At 32.0% G+C, this 18,381-nt stretch carries 25 protein-coding genes; 3 read left to right on the forward strand and 22 right to left on the reverse strand.

The features are described 5' to 3' along the window. Positions 1–68 precede the first annotated feature (68 nt). The 11 genes from AC6IWN_RS07130 to AC6IWN_RS07180 all read right to left on the reverse strand — a co-directional run bounded on the left by AC6IWN_RS07130 (position 69) and on the right by AC6IWN_RS07180 (position 6,857). A complete protein-coding gene (locus AC6IWN_RS07130) occupies positions 69–839 on the reverse strand; it encodes a PHP domain-containing protein (RefSeq protein ID WP_497991682.1) in 771 nt (256 codons plus the stop codon). A gap of 142 nt (positions 840–981) precedes the next feature. Next, positions 982–1,497, reverse strand: coding sequence for an SF0329 family protein (locus tag AC6IWN_RS07135; protein ID WP_497991683.1), 516 nt, complete (start codon positions 1,495–1,497; stop codon positions 982–984). Positions 1,498–1,624: 127 nt separating this feature from the next. Continuing rightward, complete coding sequence (locus tag AC6IWN_RS07140; protein WP_497992185.1) at positions 1,625–1,999, reverse strand: VOC family protein; 375 nt, start codon at positions 1,997–1,999, stop codon at positions 1,625–1,627. Between the two features lie 234 nt (positions 2,000–2,233). Further along, complete coding sequence (locus AC6IWN_RS07145) at positions 2,234–2,836, reverse strand: DUF6998 domain-containing protein (protein WP_497991684.1); 603 nt, start codon at positions 2,834–2,836, stop codon at positions 2,234–2,236. 101 nt (positions 2,837–2,937) lie between these two features. Continuing rightward, positions 2,938–3,213, reverse strand: coding sequence for a TIGR04104 family putative zinc finger protein (locus AC6IWN_RS07150; RefSeq protein WP_497991685.1), 276 nt, complete (start codon positions 3,211–3,213; stop codon positions 2,938–2,940). 196 nt (positions 3,214–3,409) lie between these two features. Continuing rightward, positions 3,410–3,898 (reverse strand): hypothetical protein, encoded by a 489-nt coding sequence (locus AC6IWN_RS07155; protein WP_497991686.1) that lies wholly within the window; start codon positions 3,896–3,898, stop codon positions 3,410–3,412. A 173-nt stretch (positions 3,899–4,071) separates the two neighbouring features. After that, positions 4,072–4,404 carry a hypothetical protein gene (locus tag AC6IWN_RS07160; RefSeq protein ID WP_497991687.1) on the reverse strand — a complete coding sequence of 111 codons (333 nt, stop codon included), beginning with the start codon at positions 4,402–4,404 and terminating at the stop codon, positions 4,072–4,074. Between the two features lie 96 nt (positions 4,405–4,500). Then, a complete protein-coding gene (locus AC6IWN_RS07165) occupies positions 4,501–4,776 on the reverse strand; it encodes a TIGR04104 family putative zinc finger protein (RefSeq protein WP_497991688.1) in 276 nt (91 codons plus the stop codon). A 180-nt stretch (positions 4,777–4,956) separates the two neighbouring features. Next, positions 4,957–5,277 carry a hypothetical protein gene (locus AC6IWN_RS07170; protein ID WP_497991689.1) on the reverse strand — a complete coding sequence of 107 codons (321 nt, stop codon included), beginning with the start codon at positions 5,275–5,277 and terminating at the stop codon, positions 4,957–4,959. A 121-nt stretch (positions 5,278–5,398) separates the two neighbouring features. Beyond that, complete coding sequence (locus AC6IWN_RS07175; protein WP_497991690.1) at positions 5,399–6,034, reverse strand: GNAT family N-acetyltransferase; 636 nt, start codon at positions 6,032–6,034, stop codon at positions 5,399–5,401. Positions 6,035–6,308: 274 nt separating this feature from the next. After that, positions 6,309–6,857, reverse strand: a complete 549-nt coding sequence (locus tag AC6IWN_RS07180) for a TetR/AcrR family transcriptional regulator (RefSeq protein ID WP_497991691.1) — start codon at positions 6,855–6,857, stop codon at positions 6,309–6,311. A 132-nt stretch (positions 6,858–6,989) separates the two neighbouring features. Here AC6IWN_RS07180 and AC6IWN_RS07185 point away from each other — a divergent pair, with 132 nt between their 5' ends. Then, the gene (locus AC6IWN_RS07185) at positions 6,990–7,415 is read left to right on the forward strand and encodes a flavodoxin family protein (RefSeq protein ID WP_497991692.1); all 426 of its coding nucleotides are present in this window, start codon (positions 6,990–6,992) and stop codon (positions 7,413–7,415) included. A 360-nt stretch (positions 7,416–7,775) separates the two neighbouring features. Here the strand turns inward: AC6IWN_RS07185 and AC6IWN_RS07190 are convergent, their stop codons facing one another. From AC6IWN_RS07190 to AC6IWN_RS07220, 7 genes are all read right to left on the reverse strand, one after another. Further along, on the reverse strand, positions 7,776–8,153 hold the full coding sequence (locus AC6IWN_RS07190; RefSeq protein ID WP_497991693.1) for a hypothetical protein: 378 nt from the start codon (positions 8,151–8,153) through the stop codon (positions 7,776–7,778). Positions 8,154–8,297: 144 nt separating this feature from the next. Next, positions 8,298–8,885, reverse strand: a complete 588-nt coding sequence (locus tag AC6IWN_RS07195; protein ID WP_497991694.1) for a flavodoxin family protein — start codon at positions 8,883–8,885, stop codon at positions 8,298–8,300. Positions 8,886–8,955: 70 nt separating this feature from the next. Then, complete coding sequence (locus tag AC6IWN_RS07200; RefSeq protein ID WP_497991695.1) at positions 8,956–9,555, reverse strand: hypothetical protein; 600 nt, start codon at positions 9,553–9,555, stop codon at positions 8,956–8,958. Positions 9,556–9,821: 266 nt separating this feature from the next. Beyond that, entirely contained in the window at positions 9,822–10,019 is a 198-nt protein-coding gene (locus AC6IWN_RS07205; RefSeq protein WP_497991696.1) for a hypothetical protein, read from the reverse strand. Between the two features lie 453 nt (positions 10,020–10,472). Continuing rightward, positions 10,473–11,408 carry a hypothetical protein gene (locus tag AC6IWN_RS07210; RefSeq protein ID WP_497991697.1) on the reverse strand — a complete coding sequence of 312 codons (936 nt, stop codon included), beginning with the start codon at positions 11,406–11,408 and terminating at the stop codon, positions 10,473–10,475. Further along, complete coding sequence (locus tag AC6IWN_RS07215) at positions 11,395–13,452, reverse strand: AAA family ATPase (protein ID WP_497991698.1); 2,058 nt, start codon at positions 13,450–13,452, stop codon at positions 11,395–11,397. The genes AC6IWN_RS07210 and AC6IWN_RS07215 overlap by 14 nt, the downstream gene beginning before the upstream one ends. Further along, entirely contained in the window at positions 13,418–13,669 is a 252-nt protein-coding gene (locus AC6IWN_RS07220) for a hypothetical protein (protein ID WP_497991699.1), read from the reverse strand. Before AC6IWN_RS07220 ends, AC6IWN_RS07215 begins: the two co-directional genes overlap by 35 nt. 240 nt (positions 13,670–13,909) lie before the next feature. Here AC6IWN_RS07220 and AC6IWN_RS07225 point away from each other — a divergent pair, with 240 nt between their 5' ends. Continuing rightward, positions 13,910–14,272 carry a BlaI/MecI/CopY family transcriptional regulator gene (locus AC6IWN_RS07225; RefSeq protein WP_497991700.1) on the forward strand — a complete coding sequence of 121 codons (363 nt, stop codon included), beginning with the start codon at positions 13,910–13,912 and terminating at the stop codon, positions 14,270–14,272. Between the two features lie 2 nt (positions 14,273–14,274). After that, on the forward strand, positions 14,275–15,747 hold the full coding sequence (locus AC6IWN_RS07230) for a M56 family metallopeptidase (RefSeq protein ID WP_497991701.1): 1,473 nt from the start codon (positions 14,275–14,277) through the stop codon (positions 15,745–15,747). Positions 15,748–15,863: 116 nt separating this feature from the next. On the opposite strand, the gene AC6IWN_RS07235 is transcribed toward AC6IWN_RS07230, so the two are convergent. From AC6IWN_RS07235 to AC6IWN_RS07250, 4 genes are all read right to left on the reverse strand, one after another. After that, on the reverse strand, positions 15,864–16,211 hold the full coding sequence (locus tag AC6IWN_RS07235; protein ID WP_497991702.1) for a cupin domain-containing protein: 348 nt from the start codon (positions 16,209–16,211) through the stop codon (positions 15,864–15,866). Positions 16,212–16,284: 73 nt separating this feature from the next. Continuing rightward, positions 16,285–17,103 (reverse strand): alpha/beta fold hydrolase, encoded by an 819-nt coding sequence (locus AC6IWN_RS07240; protein ID WP_497991703.1) that lies wholly within the window; start codon positions 17,101–17,103, stop codon positions 16,285–16,287. 308 nt (positions 17,104–17,411) lie between these two features. Next, positions 17,412–17,813, reverse strand: coding sequence for an arsenate reductase ArsC (locus AC6IWN_RS07245; RefSeq protein ID WP_497991704.1), 402 nt, complete (start codon positions 17,811–17,813; stop codon positions 17,412–17,414). Continuing rightward, complete coding sequence (locus AC6IWN_RS07250; protein WP_497991705.1) at positions 17,798–18,343, reverse strand: GNAT family N-acetyltransferase; 546 nt, start codon at positions 18,341–18,343, stop codon at positions 17,798–17,800. Before AC6IWN_RS07250 ends, AC6IWN_RS07245 begins: the two co-directional genes overlap by 16 nt. Between the last annotated feature and the right edge of the window lie 38 nt (positions 18,344–18,381).

Here is an 18,381-nt window from a genome sequence, read left to right on the forward strand (position 1 = left end):
CAATATAATGGGAAGTTCACTATTGCAAAAGATTGTTTATTAAGTTTACTGTAGATTATGCTTATTATCTATGTGAAATCATCTTGCATAGCTTTAATATTTGCCCCTACATCTTCAGGTTTATGAGCATCTGATGCATAACGTATGTCAACACCTTTACTCTTGCAAATATTTAACAACGTTTTATTCATGCCCATTTCGTGATAATTATAATTTAGTGCAAGACCACCACTTTGTTCTATGTACATATTATGTAAGTTTAATTGATTAGCTAAATCAGAATATACATTTGATAAATTTTGTGGTGGTAAAAAATCAAAGCATTTTATGGAATCTGGGTGAGCAAGTCCAGTAAACAAGTCGCTCTTAACAAGATTTATCATACAGTCATAATATTGATTATACAACGATTCAACATCGACGCCATTCCAAAATTCTATCTTATGGTCAAATCCAAAACCATTCACCCAATGAATAGAACCAGTCGCAAAGTCAAAGTTATATGATTTAAGTATTTCAGATATTAGTTGCTCATACTCAGGGAAATAGCAGATTTCAAGACCCCATCTTATTTTAATAGGAAACTGATGCAATCTCATTTCATCAATTAGATTCGTATATTGTTTGATGGCAAGTCCTGTTCTTCTATTATACCAAGATTGCTGATATTCACTAAATTTACAAACGGATGAATACATAGGTGCAAATTCCTTAAAGCGATGTGAGTGCTCTAAAAGATAAATTTCCTCAAGACCCATATTCATTGCCTGTTCAACAAATTTATCTATCCATTCTTTGGTATAGTTACCTCTTTCAATGTGAATATGTACATCTCTCATATAACCACCTTATCCTACACATTATATAAATTTTCCATTACTCAATTTTATTGCAAGTCAAATATCTTCTGATTTATGTATCTCCCTAATAAACATACTGGGAAGTACACAATAGCTAGGCAAATTGGAAGTTGTTGCTACTTTATATATTCTCTGAATCCAATCTTAACCGATAGAACTGTTGAAGCCATCCTACTTCTTTTTCAAATGATACTTTCACATTATTAAGGGTTCTTTTGCCAATACGCCTATCTAACACAGCAAACATTCTTTCCAGCGAATTCTCGGAAATTATACTGTCTTGAATACTCTGATTTCGATAATTTTCTAGAGCTTCACAGAATTCATCATCCGTGTATTCTGATCGCAATTTCATAGGAACAGTATCCATAAGTGACCAAAATTCATCCCAATATTCTTTAATTCCAACAGGAATGGAATTATTCTTGTAACCAATTTTAATGAAATAACTATTAACGGTTTCATAAGAAAATTGCTTTATTAAATTGTTATCAATATAAATTTCAAAAATATGGCATCCATCCATCCCAACATAGGAAGTACAGTTATATCTAACTCGTCCGTGCAAACATTCTGCAAGCATTTCTTGTTCAAGATATTTACGCATACCACTCCAAGAACTTAATATTTTACCCATTCAATCACCCCCCCTAAAAATTCAAATTGACATATGTAATTTATAAACATAATGGGAAGTTGACTTCTTCGCTTTTGTGAAACATTGTGAATTAAAATAAATTCTAATTATGCTTATTAGCAATGTATTATTTTTGTTTCATTCCGAAAGCCAACCACCGTCCGTCTATATCTTCTAACACAAATTTCAAATTATTATAATCTGTCACATGGAGCGGACGAACAATTTTAGCTCCTTTACTTATAAATTCATTTTGTAATGCTTCTTGATTGTCAGCAATAAAATAAGAATCTTCCCCATAACCATACAGTTCCCTATTCGTGTAAACTTTTTCATTATTTGCTTTAAGCAATACTATTTCCACACTATCACGGTAAAGGCATATATGAGGTTCTTTTACATCTAAATATTTAACAACTCTAAATCCCATAACCTCGTTATAATACTTAGCGGTTTCATCGATATTCGGTGTAGGAAATACCGCAAGTATTGAATGAAGAATTTTTTTCTTACATTATCTCTCCTTCTTTTGATGCTTTTTAAGCCTCTTGGATACATTTATATACCTACTGAGTCAAATAGATACAAAGTATTCTCCTAGATCTGTTATTTCTTCCGATGAAAGCAATAATTTCATCATTAATATCTAATTTTGCAAGTTTTTCTGGGCTTAAATTTGCTAACTATTTTTCCTTGATGCTTTATTATCTTTTCGTATCTATTGCCATTCCAATATCTAAGCAAATATTTGGATATTGTTATTCTTATTAATAAATCCAATATCTGTTGTAGATTTTGAATGTTTTTGGGATAAACCTTGTTGATCCATTTTTATACTTTTATTACTAATCTGTTTGCTATATTTTGATATTTCATATATTGTCGGAATACGTTCACTCTCTTTGACCTTAAAATCCTCTTGACATAACATGGAAACAGACATATACCTATTATTGTGCTTTTTATACTCATAGGATTTAGTATAAGGAATATCTCCTGGACCATTATATATCTCCTTTACTTCACCCGTTTTTCGATTCATATAAAGAGCAATTAGATAATCTGGTTGTTCCGATATAACTATTGTATCTCCTTGCGTCATTTTAATTTGCACTTTTCGTCCATCCGGCGCTTCCCCATCATGTATTGCTGCCGATGCCGGATATAATTTAATTCCATAATGATATGATGCCAATACTTCTCCAATTGAACCTACTAGATGCCCATCTAAAGTAAAATGCCGTCCACTAAAAATTCCTTCTAAATTCTGTACAATTTGTATTAGTTGTTGAACATTTTGGTGTGCCAACTCCATTTGCTCTTTTGTATAGTTCTCCATTATTATTCTACCCCTTTTAAAATTGCATGCATTCTTAAGTTCTATTTTTCATTATAAATATAATGGGAAGTTTACTATTTTGAAATATTGCGAATTGATAATTAATCAATACTGTATTTGGTCCAAAATGGCATTAATAATCCTATAAGTATCAAATATATAATAGATCCATAAAAAATATAATTAGATTGAAAGTGAACTAAAAGATTTATCAAAAGAGGAATCGGAATAATCAATGCATTTATTAGTCGAGAGCTTAATTTTACATTGTATTGTAATCCACAATTTTTACAAACAATAGGTTTGTAAAAAAACATACTGGATTTAAAAATTTCTATCCATTTAAACTCACTTGTACATTTTCTGCACTTTTGCATAACAAATATCCCCCTTATCAGAACGGCTAACTTACGTAACAAAGCGTATTATATCTAATTTATCTTAATTCTTGTGACGTTGTTGATAACTATTTCGAGTCAAAAATCTTCTGATTTATGTATCTCCCTAATAAACATAATGGGAAGTTCGTTTTTGCTAACGAATGAGAATTAAATTCATTCTAAGGATTGAAATTCACCTTACTACGGTCAAGCAATAAAAATCCAATTCACTTTTATAAATATCTTTTAACTTATTAACAGTCAGATTGTTTGCTTTGCACTTAATTTTCTTCATAGAAGGGATATCTCCAGAACCTAACCATACGCTCCACAGCTCTAATTCTGGTGATACTTTCATATGGTTCTGAACATATTTGAGTATGACATCTACCGTAGCATCTGAGTAATTCCATTCCAACGCAGTACAATATTGTTTTGTAGTTCCGATATCATCGTAAAAATCGTTTTTATTGATTGAAAAAATGTTTGGGTATTCCATTTGAGTTTCATCCTTACAAAACAGAATGACATTCGGCTTATCCTTATCAAAACCTTTTCCAAACATATCTAAATTGACCTCTACTCCTATATCCAAAGCTTGATTTACAGATAACAGTCTGACATAAGGATTGGGTTGTTCTTCCATAATACTATCACTGGCAAAATAATAAAGTCTACTCATATAAAAGCCTCATTAATTCAAATTTTTGATATATCTTGAGAAATCGTTCTTTCGTTATCGCTACCAACCACGAATTTCTATTACTTAAACTAGCCATCTGCCTTATAATTATAATGAGAAGTTGGATTCTTCGTTTTTGTGAAAGATTGTGTCATAGCTCCATTAGTACAAAACTATTGTCCAAATATAGTATTAAATTCTTCATTTTTACCATCTATAGAAATTAGAATAGTGTTAAATGAGGACTTAGAATTAATCTTATATACGTAATCCTGTCTGCTCCAAACCATAATATTCCTATCTTCATCTAAGCAGAAAAATGTTGAGTCTGGAACTATCCCTTCATTTATAATTTTAACTTCAATGTTCTCGCAATAACATTCAAAGTCATGATAATCTAAACGGCGAATTGCATATGGGATAATTTTTTCTTCAAAGGCATACCATTCATCTAACATCTCCGTAATCTTATATTCAACCGTAGCCTTGACCAATTTCAGTTTCATAATTCCTCCACAAATTCAAATATGTCTATTTCTCTCCTACTTTATTTCATAAATATAATGGGAAGTTTACTATTTTGATATATTGCGAATTGACAATTAATCTATATTGTATTTTGTCCAAAATGGCATTAAAATTCCTATAAGAACTTCATATATAATAAATGCATAAAAAGTAAAATATGATTGAACGTGAAATAAAAGATTTATTATCAACGGAATTGCAATAATCAATGCATTTATTATTCGAAAGCTGATTTTAACATTGTATTGTAATCCACAATTTTTACAAACAAGTGGTTTGTAAGCAAACATAATTGATTTTAAAATTTCTTTCCACTTAAATTCGCTTGTACATTTTCTGCATTTTTGCATACAAATATCCCCTTTATCAGTACTGCCACCTTACTTAACAGAGCGTATTATATCTAATGTAACTTAACTCTTGTGTCGCTGTTGATAACTATTGCAAGTCAAATACCTTCAAATCTATGTATCTCCCTAATAACATAATGGGCAGTCGACTTATTTCTCATTGTGAAAGAGCGTAAAAATCTATTTTGTAGGTAATTTATCCATGGGCAATATTTGATCTAAATCATATTCTTTATGAAAAATCGTTCTATTATAACCCAATAAGTATGTTTTTCCTACCTTGATTAAGTTCCAAACATTTTCATCGTTAACCTTAACTTCTACTTCTTTATTATCATCAGCCCTATAGTATGTTACTGTAATTTTATTATATTTTGTTTTACTCACTACTGTTGCTGGATATGTATAACCTTCAACTTTTATAAAAGATATAGTAAACCATATAGTTGTTAATACTGAGATTACAATTATGAATATTATGAATTTTTTATGATTTCGCATACAATACCCCCATGCTTTATGAATTCAATAATTAGCGATTGTATAGCTATTTATATTTTTACAGCACCGATCATTATAGTAGATAAAATTGAAAGTCAGTTTCCTAATAAATGGGTATCTATCAATTGATTCTGGCATTACTGTAAATGTAAAATAATTCTTGGCTCGGTTTGTATTCTTTTTTAAGCACTTCAAAAGTCTTATCAAATTTTTCTGCTTCTTTTTCATCAAAGCTATATGCAGAACTTTCTTTATAAATCCAACTTTTCCCTTGAAGTATGCCTTCTTTCAGCTCTTTCACAAGTAAAGGAACTGGAAAAACATCCATGTTAATTCCAACTTTATACTTCTTACAGTTTTTAAATCCTCTACTCACATAATTTTCGGGATTTCCAAAAATAACAATTGTATCATAGCCAAGCTTTACCGCCTTATGAAATGAATATTCTAATAACTGTTTACCATATCCATGGCGCTGATATTCAGGCAAAATGCTTAACGGTCCGAAAGTCAGTATCTCCTTTTCATTTCCCTTTTCATCTATCAGTTTGGACTTTACATACATAACATTTCCGATAATACAGTTATTTTCTTCAATAACCAAATCCAATTCCGATACAAAATCCCTATGACTTCTCATAATATGGGCGAGATAATGCTCATTGCATCCAGGAACATTAAGATTCCAAAATGCTTTCTTAGTTAATTCTTCAACTATTCTGTAATCTTCTATTTTCTCATTTCTGATTATTGGCATTCTGTTGTTCCTCCGCTAAAATGAATTACTATTTGTATGTATAACATCACATTCCTATTTGTCTGTTGATTGTTTTAAATAACTCAAATAAATATAATGGGAAGTTGCATTTGCTTTTCATTTTCCATATCCCTCTGTCTAATTAAGGAGAGTATTATTATGGCGCTTGGTACAGTTGAAGTAGCATCGTATGAGTACCAACATTCGTCAGGCACAATATTAGAAGTCTGTAAACATCTCAATGATTTTCTTATCTGCCTCCTTATTAACTAAGCTAACAGTTTTTTATAATGGACGATATTCCAGAAGTAAATAGCGTATCTATCAAATTTAACAATATATCTGAGGGCAAATCTTTTTGCCTGCGCAGCCAAAGACGAAGCAGTGAAAACGAAGTTGATATCTGAAACTCTAATAGATAGGGTGCTGCCGAATTATCTCTTGGGAAACAATCATTCAGCTCATCATTAAAATATTCATGTTTCAACTTTTCTATAAAACGCATATTACCGTATTCGCCTAATAAGGCATCCAAGTATGTCCCTTTTTCTTCAAAAATTAGGAGTAAATCGCGTTGTTTAGAATCAGCGCTCTCTGTATTTTTCAATTTCTCACGTATAAAACTCAATATATCGTTTTCGATAAAGCTAAGTAAATCGTAAACATCAGTAAAATACTGATAAAAAGTACTCCGATTATAGCCGGACTTATTTGCAATTTCCTGCACCGTGATTTTCTCAATGGGTTTTTGGCAATATAATTCACAAAAAATGCTGATAAATGATTGTCTTGTCTTTTCTGTAATTTCAGGCTGCTTTCTCATCTCTTACCTCTTTCATACATAACATATAATCCTACAAATCAAACGATTCTGTTGGTTGATGAATATAATACAAAGTCGTATAATCCATTATACAACACGTTGTCTTATAGTCAAGAAATAAGGAGGATAAGAATGAAAATAGCCATCAGGTATCAATCCATAGGAGGCAATACAAAATCACTCGCAGAAGCGATTGCCATTAAAGCAGGGGTCACAGCAAAGCCGATTACGGAACCACTTAAAGAGCCGGTTGACTTGTTGTTTATAGGCGGTGGTGTCTACGCGCATGGTTTAGACGATTCCCTAAAAAGTTATCTGGAGAGTCTGGATGGTTCAACAGTCAAATCTGTGGCTGCATTTTCCACTGCCGGAGCTATGGATGGAGCAAAAAGAATAGCTTCCATCGTTAATGAGAAAGGGATATCTGTACATGCCGAAACTCTGCCTATAAAACTCGGTGTGCGCAATCATGGTATGTTTGTCCATAAGGGGTCTATTGACTTGACCGACAAGCAACTTTCAGCTGTAAATGTTTTCGTAAAGAAGGTAATTGGGTAAAAGCTTTTGGATCATGACAAGAATTGAATCATTCAATAGGGGTCACGGTTATTCAATCGTGACCTTAATTATTGCCGTTTTCTAAATACTTTATTGTTTATAAACTTTTCAGGTCGCGTAATTTTAAGTACGTCGTTCATTTTATGTCTTAATTCTTTTTCAGAGCATTTTTTCCTGATATAATTTTATCTCCCCAAAACTTTCGATTTCAACCAACAATTAAGTTCACCTTTCAATATAAAAATAAATGTAGTACACATTAATAAACTATTTTGAATCATGTGTTTACTAAAATGTATCTCCCTTATAAATATAATGGGAAGTTCACTATTGCGAAATATTGAGAATCCTTAATAATATTTATTTTGACATATAATAGCCTTTTAAATCTCCGTTTTTAGTGATGACATAATCTCTATAACCCATAACACCACGAACTCGACCGTTAATAGTGACTGCTATTTTAAGACTTATTTCATAGTAGCCTCTGTAGTTCTTAATGCTTACAATGTCATTATTTTTATCAGTATAATTTGTATTGTCAATTAGCCATTCTTTAAAAATACTTAAAGCTTCTTCCTTTGAATTGATTTCCATGAGGTTATTGGTAATAACCTCATCACAATTAGCCATTCTATGCGTCGAAAAGTGGCTATTATTGTTGATGTTAAATAATATGATAATAATTATTAATACAGTAAAGAAAGAACAAAATAAAGACAGTAAGAACTTTCTCATTATATTCCCCCGGACTCTTTTTTGATTCGCAAGCGATAAGTGTTGCGAGTAAAATATCTTCTACTTTATGTATCTCCCTAATAAATAAAATGGGAAGTTCAACCCCTTTGAAAATGGAATTTGGCAAGCTTCATCATATTATGCTTATACTGTACAACTACTGATTACTTTTTTAGCAAAATCAACGGCTATCTTTTTTGAATCATCAGTTTCAAATTTGCTTACACGGTCTCCTGCATCATCTGATACAGCTGCTTTCCCAATATATTCAATTTTGAAATGCTCACAAAATCGCTTAATGCCATCTTCAAAAGGGCTTATGCCATATTCGAGATCGTACCCACATGTAGCAACTATTCCGCACTTTTTTCCTTCCAACAGACTTGGTCCACGTTGTTCCCCGTAATACTTATGTAACCCATAAAATCGGTCAAGCATTGCTTTCATTGGAGCGGTACAATACCAAATAAATATTGGAGTAGCCAAAATAAAACAATCAGCCATTAAAATCTCATCTGATATTTCGTACATATCATCATGGATTGAACAACCATATTCACCCAATCTGTTTTGGCATTGATAGCACTCGATACATGGCGAAATCTTTCTATCATACAGCGAAATTGTTTTAACTTCTATTCCATTATTAACTAATTCTGATAAAAATGGCTTTATAAGAGTTGCTGTATCTCCGTTTTTTCTCGGACTACCCTGAAAAATTATAACTTTCATATTGTTTCCACCTCCTGCACTTTATAAAAATACGTATTTTTTCTTAACAAATAACTTATTTGAACGATGATTAATCGTTCAACCTATCTATTTCCCTAGCATTCTTCCTCTCTTTCAAATACTTAAAACCATTCCACATACAGAGAAAAATTCCCATTAATGTTAATACAATCAAAGTTAATATAAAAACAAACACTGAACATAGAGCTATGTATTTTAAATATGGCACTTTAAATATAATTGCTAAAATGGTAGAACCCAAAAAACATCCCAAAGATACAATCGTTGTTATAGCTAATCGATCAATAATTATATCCTCTCTATCTTTCGTTGATGATATTTGAAAATCAATATTCATCTCCTTTAATTTATTGTTACATTCATTCAAACAATGTTTATACTCTTTTTTATTCTTAATATACAATAACCAAGATAAAATTATCCATACCCATCCTAATACAAAGCCTATTGCATTAAATAAAACAATGCTCTCATTTTCTATCATACAATAGAAAACTGGGCCTAATATTGGTCCCAACGCTACCATCGTACTAAAAATCGGACTGATTAGCGATGGTCGTATTGCATTTACACTTTGCTGCGCTTCTTTTATTAGTTCCATATCCTCTATTACTTGTAAGTCTTCTGAACCTTGCCCTTCTTGATCCATTAATCGTCCACCCCTTGGCTGTTTTCATATTCTTTTCACACTTTTCAATCATCTTTTCAAACGCATAGGAAACACAGACAAAACAAAGGCAAATTCGTTCATTTATTTCCTACACAAACAAAATTCGTTTTAACTTCGTTTATTGCTACAATCTTGTACACCTGTTAAATATAATGGGCATTTCGACCTTGTGGACAATGGTGTATCAAATCCGTTCAACAAGTAAGGACTTATGAACTAAGAATTATGCTAATAACATGCATAAATTACACTCGTTTTTTACTCTCTTTTTTTATGTAAAATAACCTTACAATAGCCCATCCAAATGTGCTTCCGATTGCTCCAGGCAAAATCGACATATCTTGATTTATTCCCAGTTTTTTCATCAAAAGGAACAACGCACAGAAAATAACAAAAAATGCAATGGTTTGCAAAATAAAATTTATGACTTTTTCATATTTCAATTTTATACTACCTCCAATTTTATAAGCAATTTTTAATAGAAATTTCCAACCATCTCTGCAATACAATATAAATCAGTTAGCTATAGCAACCACTGTAAACATTTATACTCCTCTTCCTAATAAACATAATGGGAAGTCCAGATCCATAATGTTAATAAATGTTTGGTATACTTCCAACTATTAAAAATTTAATCTAAGGTCTTCTAGGCGTCAAATCATAGTTAGAACTTAATTCATCAATGCCTTTTACATACCGGTATATTTATCACATGAGATATTTTAACAATTCTATCCTCTATAAGTTGGCATACAGTTCATACCAATATATATTTCTTTCGGTACCGCTGATAGATAAGACAAACCCTCAGCAATTGCCCCTACCGTACACTAAAATCAATTTTCATAACACAGATCAATTATCATAATACTTATTGAACACTCGACTTATAGCATCTATTGTATATTCGAAAAAATTTTAAACTCTTCATAAATATCATGTGTTAATTTAGATAATGGTCGTTTCCCCCAGCTCTCCTTATCAATATAACTCATAAATATTGAATTAAGTATTTCATTTTTTGAGTGAAACAAGCCGGGAAACTGATCAAGTAATTCATTAATTCTACTATCATTGTAAATGACAGCATTTCTAATGATATCTTTTACGTAGTCTTTATGTTGTTTATATAATAACTCAATTTTCAAATACTTATTTATGTTCTCTACCTTATTACCATGCTTTTTATCTTTGTACATTAACTTTATATCAAAATTATTGTTATTTCCTGTCCAATATGAAAAGTCGTAGCCGGCAGAGTATGTTTGAAAGACCACATCGTCTCCAAACTCATCCTGATATGGATAATATAAGTCATTCATTGCTTCGTAAGTATTTAGTGCATGCTTACTAGAATTGCATATGCTACAGCTGGGTACTAGGTTAAATAAAGATACTGATAAATATGAAAATAAGCTTTTAGGAAAGTAGTGATCAAACTGAGGACGGATACCTTCATTTTGAAGAGTAAATGTATATTGCCTGTTGCAATATGGACAAACCCTTACACCTAACTTTTCCAACAGAGATTTTGACCAATTTCTATTTGTGAAATTATTATATAACTTGTCAAACGAATCATTTTTGTCCAGTTTTATTTCTCCAATAACATCAATAATTTTAATTAATTCATCTTTGCTTCCAGTTATTAACATTCTTAGCTTATCCTCATCGAAATCACCTGAAATATCAAATAAATAATCATATAGTTTTTTGTATTTTGCCATCCCCTTTACTTTTACAATAGTGTCCTTAGCTCTTTTCTTAATGTCCATATAATGTTCTATTTTGATGGTTTCCCGAAGATTATCTTCAATTTTAATTTTTATCATTGTGCTTGCCCTCCAAGTCATTAACATGTATTTGGAGTTTTATTATTTGCTTCTTAAGATCCTCAATTGTTTCAGAAATCTGATTCGGTTCTGAGTATTTTGCTAACTTGCTTTTCAATTTTAAGTTTTCATTATACAAATCAGTATAATTTAAAAGAAATTTTTCATTGAACATTTTTATAATTCTGTTTTTTATTAATGGTTCACCAATAGAATTAATAAAATTTAGCCAAATATTTTTTTGTATCTCAGTTATAATTCCAGCATCACTTTCATCAATAAAAGAAATAACTTCCTTTATTTTGTTTGTTGCAAACTCCCCCATTGTGGATGTCATAAAAAATCCGTCTTTTAAAAGAGTGTGGATATTCGCTCCAAAAGTGTTAATCGACTTTTTTACAGGGATACATTGGCCGAAGTCATCTTTCTCTAAATATATAATATTATTAGACGGTATATCGGATAATATAAACGGCGAGTGCGTCGATATTATTATTTGAAATTTCTTTTTATCCTGATTTAGATCTTTTAAAAATAATATTAACTCGTTTATAAAATTTCTTGTAAGCTCAGGATGCATTCTCGCCTCAGGTTCATCAAGCAGAATAATATATTTTTCTTTAGAAGAGGTAAGCAAAGATATTTGTTCATATAATGATGCAAAAAAACCCAAATATGCATTTTCACCATCACTAAGGTTTTCTATTGAATAATTAAAAAAGCCACCAAATACAGTAAACATTTCATTTAAATCACTTGTGACTTTTTCATCAATGGATACGTCAATCATTTTTATAAGTTCATTAATGTTTACCTGTTTTGTTATATTAATATTTATATAATCTTTGGAAAAAGTAATGTTTTTATTTTTAGATAACTCCTCTTCTAAAGCCATATAACATTTAAGAACATGCTGTGTTCCTTCTTTATCACTGAAAAAACAATCGGACAAAACCTTTATAATATTGTAATAATAATTCTTATATCCTTCAAAAGACTTTATTTTAATTTTAATTTTGGATAATTGTCCTTCAATGTTTTTTCTTATCTCATCAGTAGGATGATCATAAATATTCTTAAAATAATATTGCACAAACGCCTCAAGTACTTTACACACTTCTTTTTCTGATCCACTAAGGTCTTTATATGAACAACTCATAAGCAGTTTTTCTTCATTATCTGCATCATCAGATAAAAAGAGACTGTTATAACGAATTTTTAACATATATTTATCATCTTGAAACAAATGCCTTTCGGGTTTTTGTATTTGCCTAAATAACATTTCGACTTTCATAGCTAAGAACTTTGATTGAAATTTTGCGATTCTCCGAGGTACAGAAATTTTGTAATCGTCTTCTGCTTTTGTAGATCTATAGTCATAGTATTTATCATTCAGATTTTCCCGAAGGGATAAAATTACAAGTTTATCCTGCTCGCTTCTGTGGTCACCATAATACCTAAAACCATCTTCATGAGATTCTGTTCTGTATTCTCCAAGACGCGTATTTAAATCAAATTTATGTATTACCTTTCCATTGCTATAATTGCATATAAATGCAAACCAATATTTACTTCTCCAATATTCAATATCTAAGCCAGATCCTTTTTTTATAATATTTTCAAAACTATCAATATCATTCCCCTCAAAACAAAATAAATCTTGGTCATTAGCGTCCTTTCCCATATAATAAATAAAAAAATAAATGGAATTTTTAATTTCAGCCTCAATGTCTTGAGGTATGCGATAACCAAAGCCACTACTCTTTTTTTTATATTTTACTTCGTATTCAGCGTTATTTTTATTTCTATCACCATTTTTAAGTCCTAAAACATCTAATAAATTTGTTTTTCCTACACTATTTTTACCGACAATTGCATTGATATTTGTTATATGCTCTGGATAGATTGATATATAAGATTTACTTGGAGTTAAATCAATAACTTTTTTTGTATAATTATATTTTATGATGAACTTATCGCTAAAATTTAATTCCACCTTTTGATAGTTTCTAAATTTTTCTATCCATGCATAAATCATTTCCATCTTTTATCGCTCCTTCATCATTTACAGTAATTTCTTTATAAAGCCATGCACTATAAAATTTGCATTTATTTTTCCGTTTTTTATTTATACTACTTTCGCATATTTTTAATTTCTTTAATTTGCCGATCTTCTCATTATTGCTATAACCAGCAATCAATTTTCGTAAAGTTTTATATCTTTGTTTTACATTATAATACAAGCATAACCGTAAATCCATATTATTCCTTATGAATTTTATAAAACCCACACAAACCTTTAGCTCTATCAAATTTGCAAACTTTAACACCACTAATCAATAATGAGGTATAACATTAAAGTTTGAATTTATGACATTAAAGTTTATAACCTAGACAGTATTATTAACATTTTACAGATAGTAAACAATTGACATTTATGGTCTAATATGTTAGATTAATATAATAAATCTAATACATTAGACCAAAGGAAGTGAATTTATATGGATATACCTAAAATTTTTGAGAGCGAGTATCGCTTTTGCTTAATTCTATGGGCGAATGAACCGATCAAAAGTAACGATCTAGTTAAATTATGTGCTGAGAGGCTTCAGTGGAAAAAGTCAACTACCTTTACCGTAATAAAGCGGCTTGCCGACCGTGGAGTCTTAAAGAATGAAAATTCAATTGTAACCTCATTGGTATCGAAGAATGACATTCAAACTGCAGAAAGCCATGAGATAGTTGAGAAGACTTTTGATGGTTCCTTGCCACAATTTATCGCAGCCTTTACCAAAGAGAAGACTTTATCACCTGACGAAATTGTTGAAATCAAGCGTATGATTGAGTTATATGAGGAGGAATAATAATGGAAGCTCTTTTTATCAAGTTGATCAATATGAGTATCAATGCCAGTTATCTAATCACAGCTGTGATTATTATCCGCTACTTTTTTAAAAAAGCACCTAAAAATATGGTCTGTTTGCTTTGGGGACTGGTTGCAATCCGATTATTAATCCCTTTTTCATTTGAAAGTACTACAAGCTTATTACCAACCGCAACGACAATACAAGAGGATATTCTGTATCAAGATTCGACGCATATTAATAATGGATTAAGTACTGGTAACAATACCATCGATTCAGAAACTTCTCAATCTCTGAAGCCAAATCAGACAGAGAGTACAAATCCAATACAGGTGATTTTATTTGCTTCATCAATCATTTGGATTATAGGTATGATTGTACTTATATTATATAGCTTTTTTTCAATTATTCAAATAAAGCGTAAGGTGGCTACTGCCGTGCCAATGCAGGATAACATATATCAATGCGATATAATTGGAAGCCCTTTTGTATTTGGATTGTTTCGTCCGCGTATCTATTTACCCTTTTCAATTGAAGTTTCTAGTTTGAATTATGTTCTAGCTCATGAGAAAGCACATATCAAACGACGAGATCATTGGTTTAAAGCCATTGGTTTCATATTACTAACTTTACACTGGTTCAATCCACTCGTTTGGGTTGCTTACATGTTGCTTTGCAGAGATATTGAATTAGCTTGTGATGAAAAAGTGTTAATGCAAATAGGTTCCCAGGAAAAAAAATCATATTCCACTACGTTATTGGCTTGTACATTAAAACGAAGTAGCATTGCTTTATGTCCATTAGCTTTCGGAGAAATTGGTGTAAAGCATAGGGTGAAGAACATCCTTAATTTTAAAAAACCGACCTTATGGATTATGATTGTATCCGTTATTTTATGCATCATTATCATGCTTACATTTTCTTCCAATCCTTTAGGAAAAGGCATTCACATAGACAGAGTTAGATTGGATGTTTATGACTATCCAATAACAGAAGAATGCATTACAAAATTAAATTCGGGATATTTTTCGAAGGATGAGGATCTATATTCGCAACTCACAGAGGAAAAATACGATAAAAATACATCGTATGGCAACTTGATCTGTGTGGTATATATTATATCTATACCTTATTCCGTCTTATATAACTTAGAAGATTGCAATTTTAATTATACCCTAAAAGTGGATGACAACTATAAGAATAATTTCTTTATGAGCCATGGATTTCTAAGTGATGCTGAAGATGGCAAGTCAACGAGGGACTATGTTATAGCCGTTTATGGAATGTCAAAAGATAAAACGAACGATGAGCTTATAAAGATAATAAAAAAAGCTAAGATAGATTTTATCTTACACAATCCGTACAGCGGCCAGAAAATTTCTAAGAATGTTAGTTCAAGATTCGAAGATGTCAAAACAGATCACGTCACCAAACTCGATATTTCAAATAGTGGAGGAACAATTTTTGATAATTAATTTCCATTAACGGCATGAAAAGGAGCTTTTGAAAAAAGCTAACTAGCTATTTTGAAAAAGCTCCTTTTATTGTATGAGTCCATGTGTGTGAATTCTTTCTCTCTTATTCTAACCCTTTAAACATTTGTATCCGTTGCAAAAGCCTCTGTACCCATTGGTGATATTGTTACAAAAAGGCGTAAGACACCTTCACCGGTATTTATAACCTGTAAGCTTTCCTGCCCATCAACCTGCATTAACTCACCCACTTGCAATGGGGTTTCGTTGCCATCTGTGACAATTTTGGCATTACCCTCCATAACTTGTAGGAAAAGGGTTGATTCTAGATGAGTATGTCCTGGTAGTATTTCTCCTTTTGCAATATTTAGAACAAAAGCAATTACATTATCACTTTTAAAAATCATTCGCTTAGCGATTTTTCCCTCTGGCTCATGAAAATAATCATTGAAAGTATACTTGTTCATTGATAAATCCTCCTTTAAGATATGCTTAAACTTTAATATACCCTAATTGGTGCATATAATAACTGAGTTCATTTTACATAATGTTGAAATATAATTTCAACCATTCTCTGGCTGCGGAGGTAAACTGATCCGGTTGCTCAATTTGCAGATTGTGCCCTGCACGGTCAAACACCATATACGACGCTGATGTATAATTCTCAAGAAGCTTAAATTGATCCTGGTAACCGACTTCGGTATCATTTCTTCCAGTTAAAATCAAACAAGGTTTATCAAAGGGCTGATCAAGAGCATCCACATTATATGAAAATGCACCGTCAAGAACCTCATTAAGAAAATAACTATTGTGAAGTGGGAATGAATCATATATATCACTTTTGAATCTTTCCCAAACTGCTTTTGTACGGATTACGGAGATATATTCAAAAGATTTTCTCTCCTCTTCGCTTAACTGAGATAAAAAGATATCATCTGACTCCAATACTTTTAAATCCGGTACTGTACCCTTGCGATATCCTGGAATTATAAGTGGACAGATAAGCAACAGACCTAACACTTGTTCCGGTCTTTGCTTCACCATACCTCGTGAAAGATATCCTCCATAGGATTCTCCGGCTAATATGAATTTTTTATTCGGTATCACAGTATCTATAAACTGTGTTATGATTTCAAGCATATCGTCTGAATTTTTTATGTAATCGTTTACTGTTGATTTACCCATACCCGGCAAATCGATGTATATACGTTGAAAATCATGTAATCCGGATTCAAATACCGGTTCCATGCAGCCGGACATGATTTTGTGATCAACGCCCCATCCATGAATCATAATAACTGGGGTACCGGTTCCGCTAATGTGATAATGCATTTTTGTCCCATTTAAGGATATCTCCATAGTTTCATACCTTAGGATTACATAAGTAATCTGTCCTTTCTTCTAAACCTGGAAAAGTGTGAATATTGATTATTGATTTTACGTTAATCATACCTACGCACTCTCCCGTAAAACTTTTACTATATATTGCTATATTGTAACATATATCAACTTGATATTCCATACATTACCAGACTAAATTAATCTCGGATGCTATTATATCAACCCTTAATCATTAACCTCAATGATCTCCCATAACCACCCCATACAAAAAGCGGCAAAAGCATAATATTCTATACTTTTACCACTTATTCCATTCATTATATTAACTACCGAATCGACTTAAGATATCCAACCAAACGCAATATATTTTTTTCGATTTCATCTATAATATACATAAATTCTTCATCGCTCTTTCCGGTGGGATCATCGAGTCCCCAGTCGAAGCGTTCCTTGCAAGGGAGGTTGGGGCAATTCACATTGCAGCCCATTGTAATGACAACATCGACCGGAGGGATATCCGATAGAAGCTTGGAGTGCTGAGTAGCCTCCATATCGATACCATAATAATGTTTCATAAGTCTAACTGCATCCTGATTGATCTGTGGTTTGGTTTCTGTGCCGGCTGAATAACTTTCGAATATTTTGGAGCCGTAGCGTATTCCAAAGGCTTCGGCGATTTGGCTTCGACATGAATTGTGGACACAGATAAATGCTACTTTTGGCAACATGAGCACATTTCTCCTTTCGGTTCATCAGAGGGGATGCGGCGTTCCATTAACACAGTGTTGCGCCACACTCCGTATTTATCTTTACCTATTCGTTCGCGATATCCTACCATACGGTAGCCGCATTTTTCATGAAGTCGTATACTAGCGATGTTATCCTGCATGATGCCGGATTGTAATGTCCAGTAACCTGCTTTCTCTGATTCTATGGAAAGAGCATTGAGTAAAGCTTCACCAATCCCTTTTCCTCGATGCGTTTCACGGATATAGACACTGACTTCTGCTACACCACCGTAAACACATCGACTGGATACAGAGGATAAGCTACACCATCCGGTAACTACTCCATCCTGTTCCGCAACCAGGCGACAGCTTTTGATATGATTACTATCCCATTCTTCGTAGGTGGGACAATCTGCCTGAAAGGTTGCTAGATTAGTCTTTAGTCCCTCAGAGTAGATACTGGAGACCTGGTTCCAATCCGTTGATTTCATTTCCCTAATAATAAGTTCTGAGTCAATTATAGGCTTCATCTTCCTTACTCCTTGTATAATACTTTGTTTTTAAGAAT

Source organism: Variimorphobacter sp. HTMS_6 (assembly GCF_059717775.1).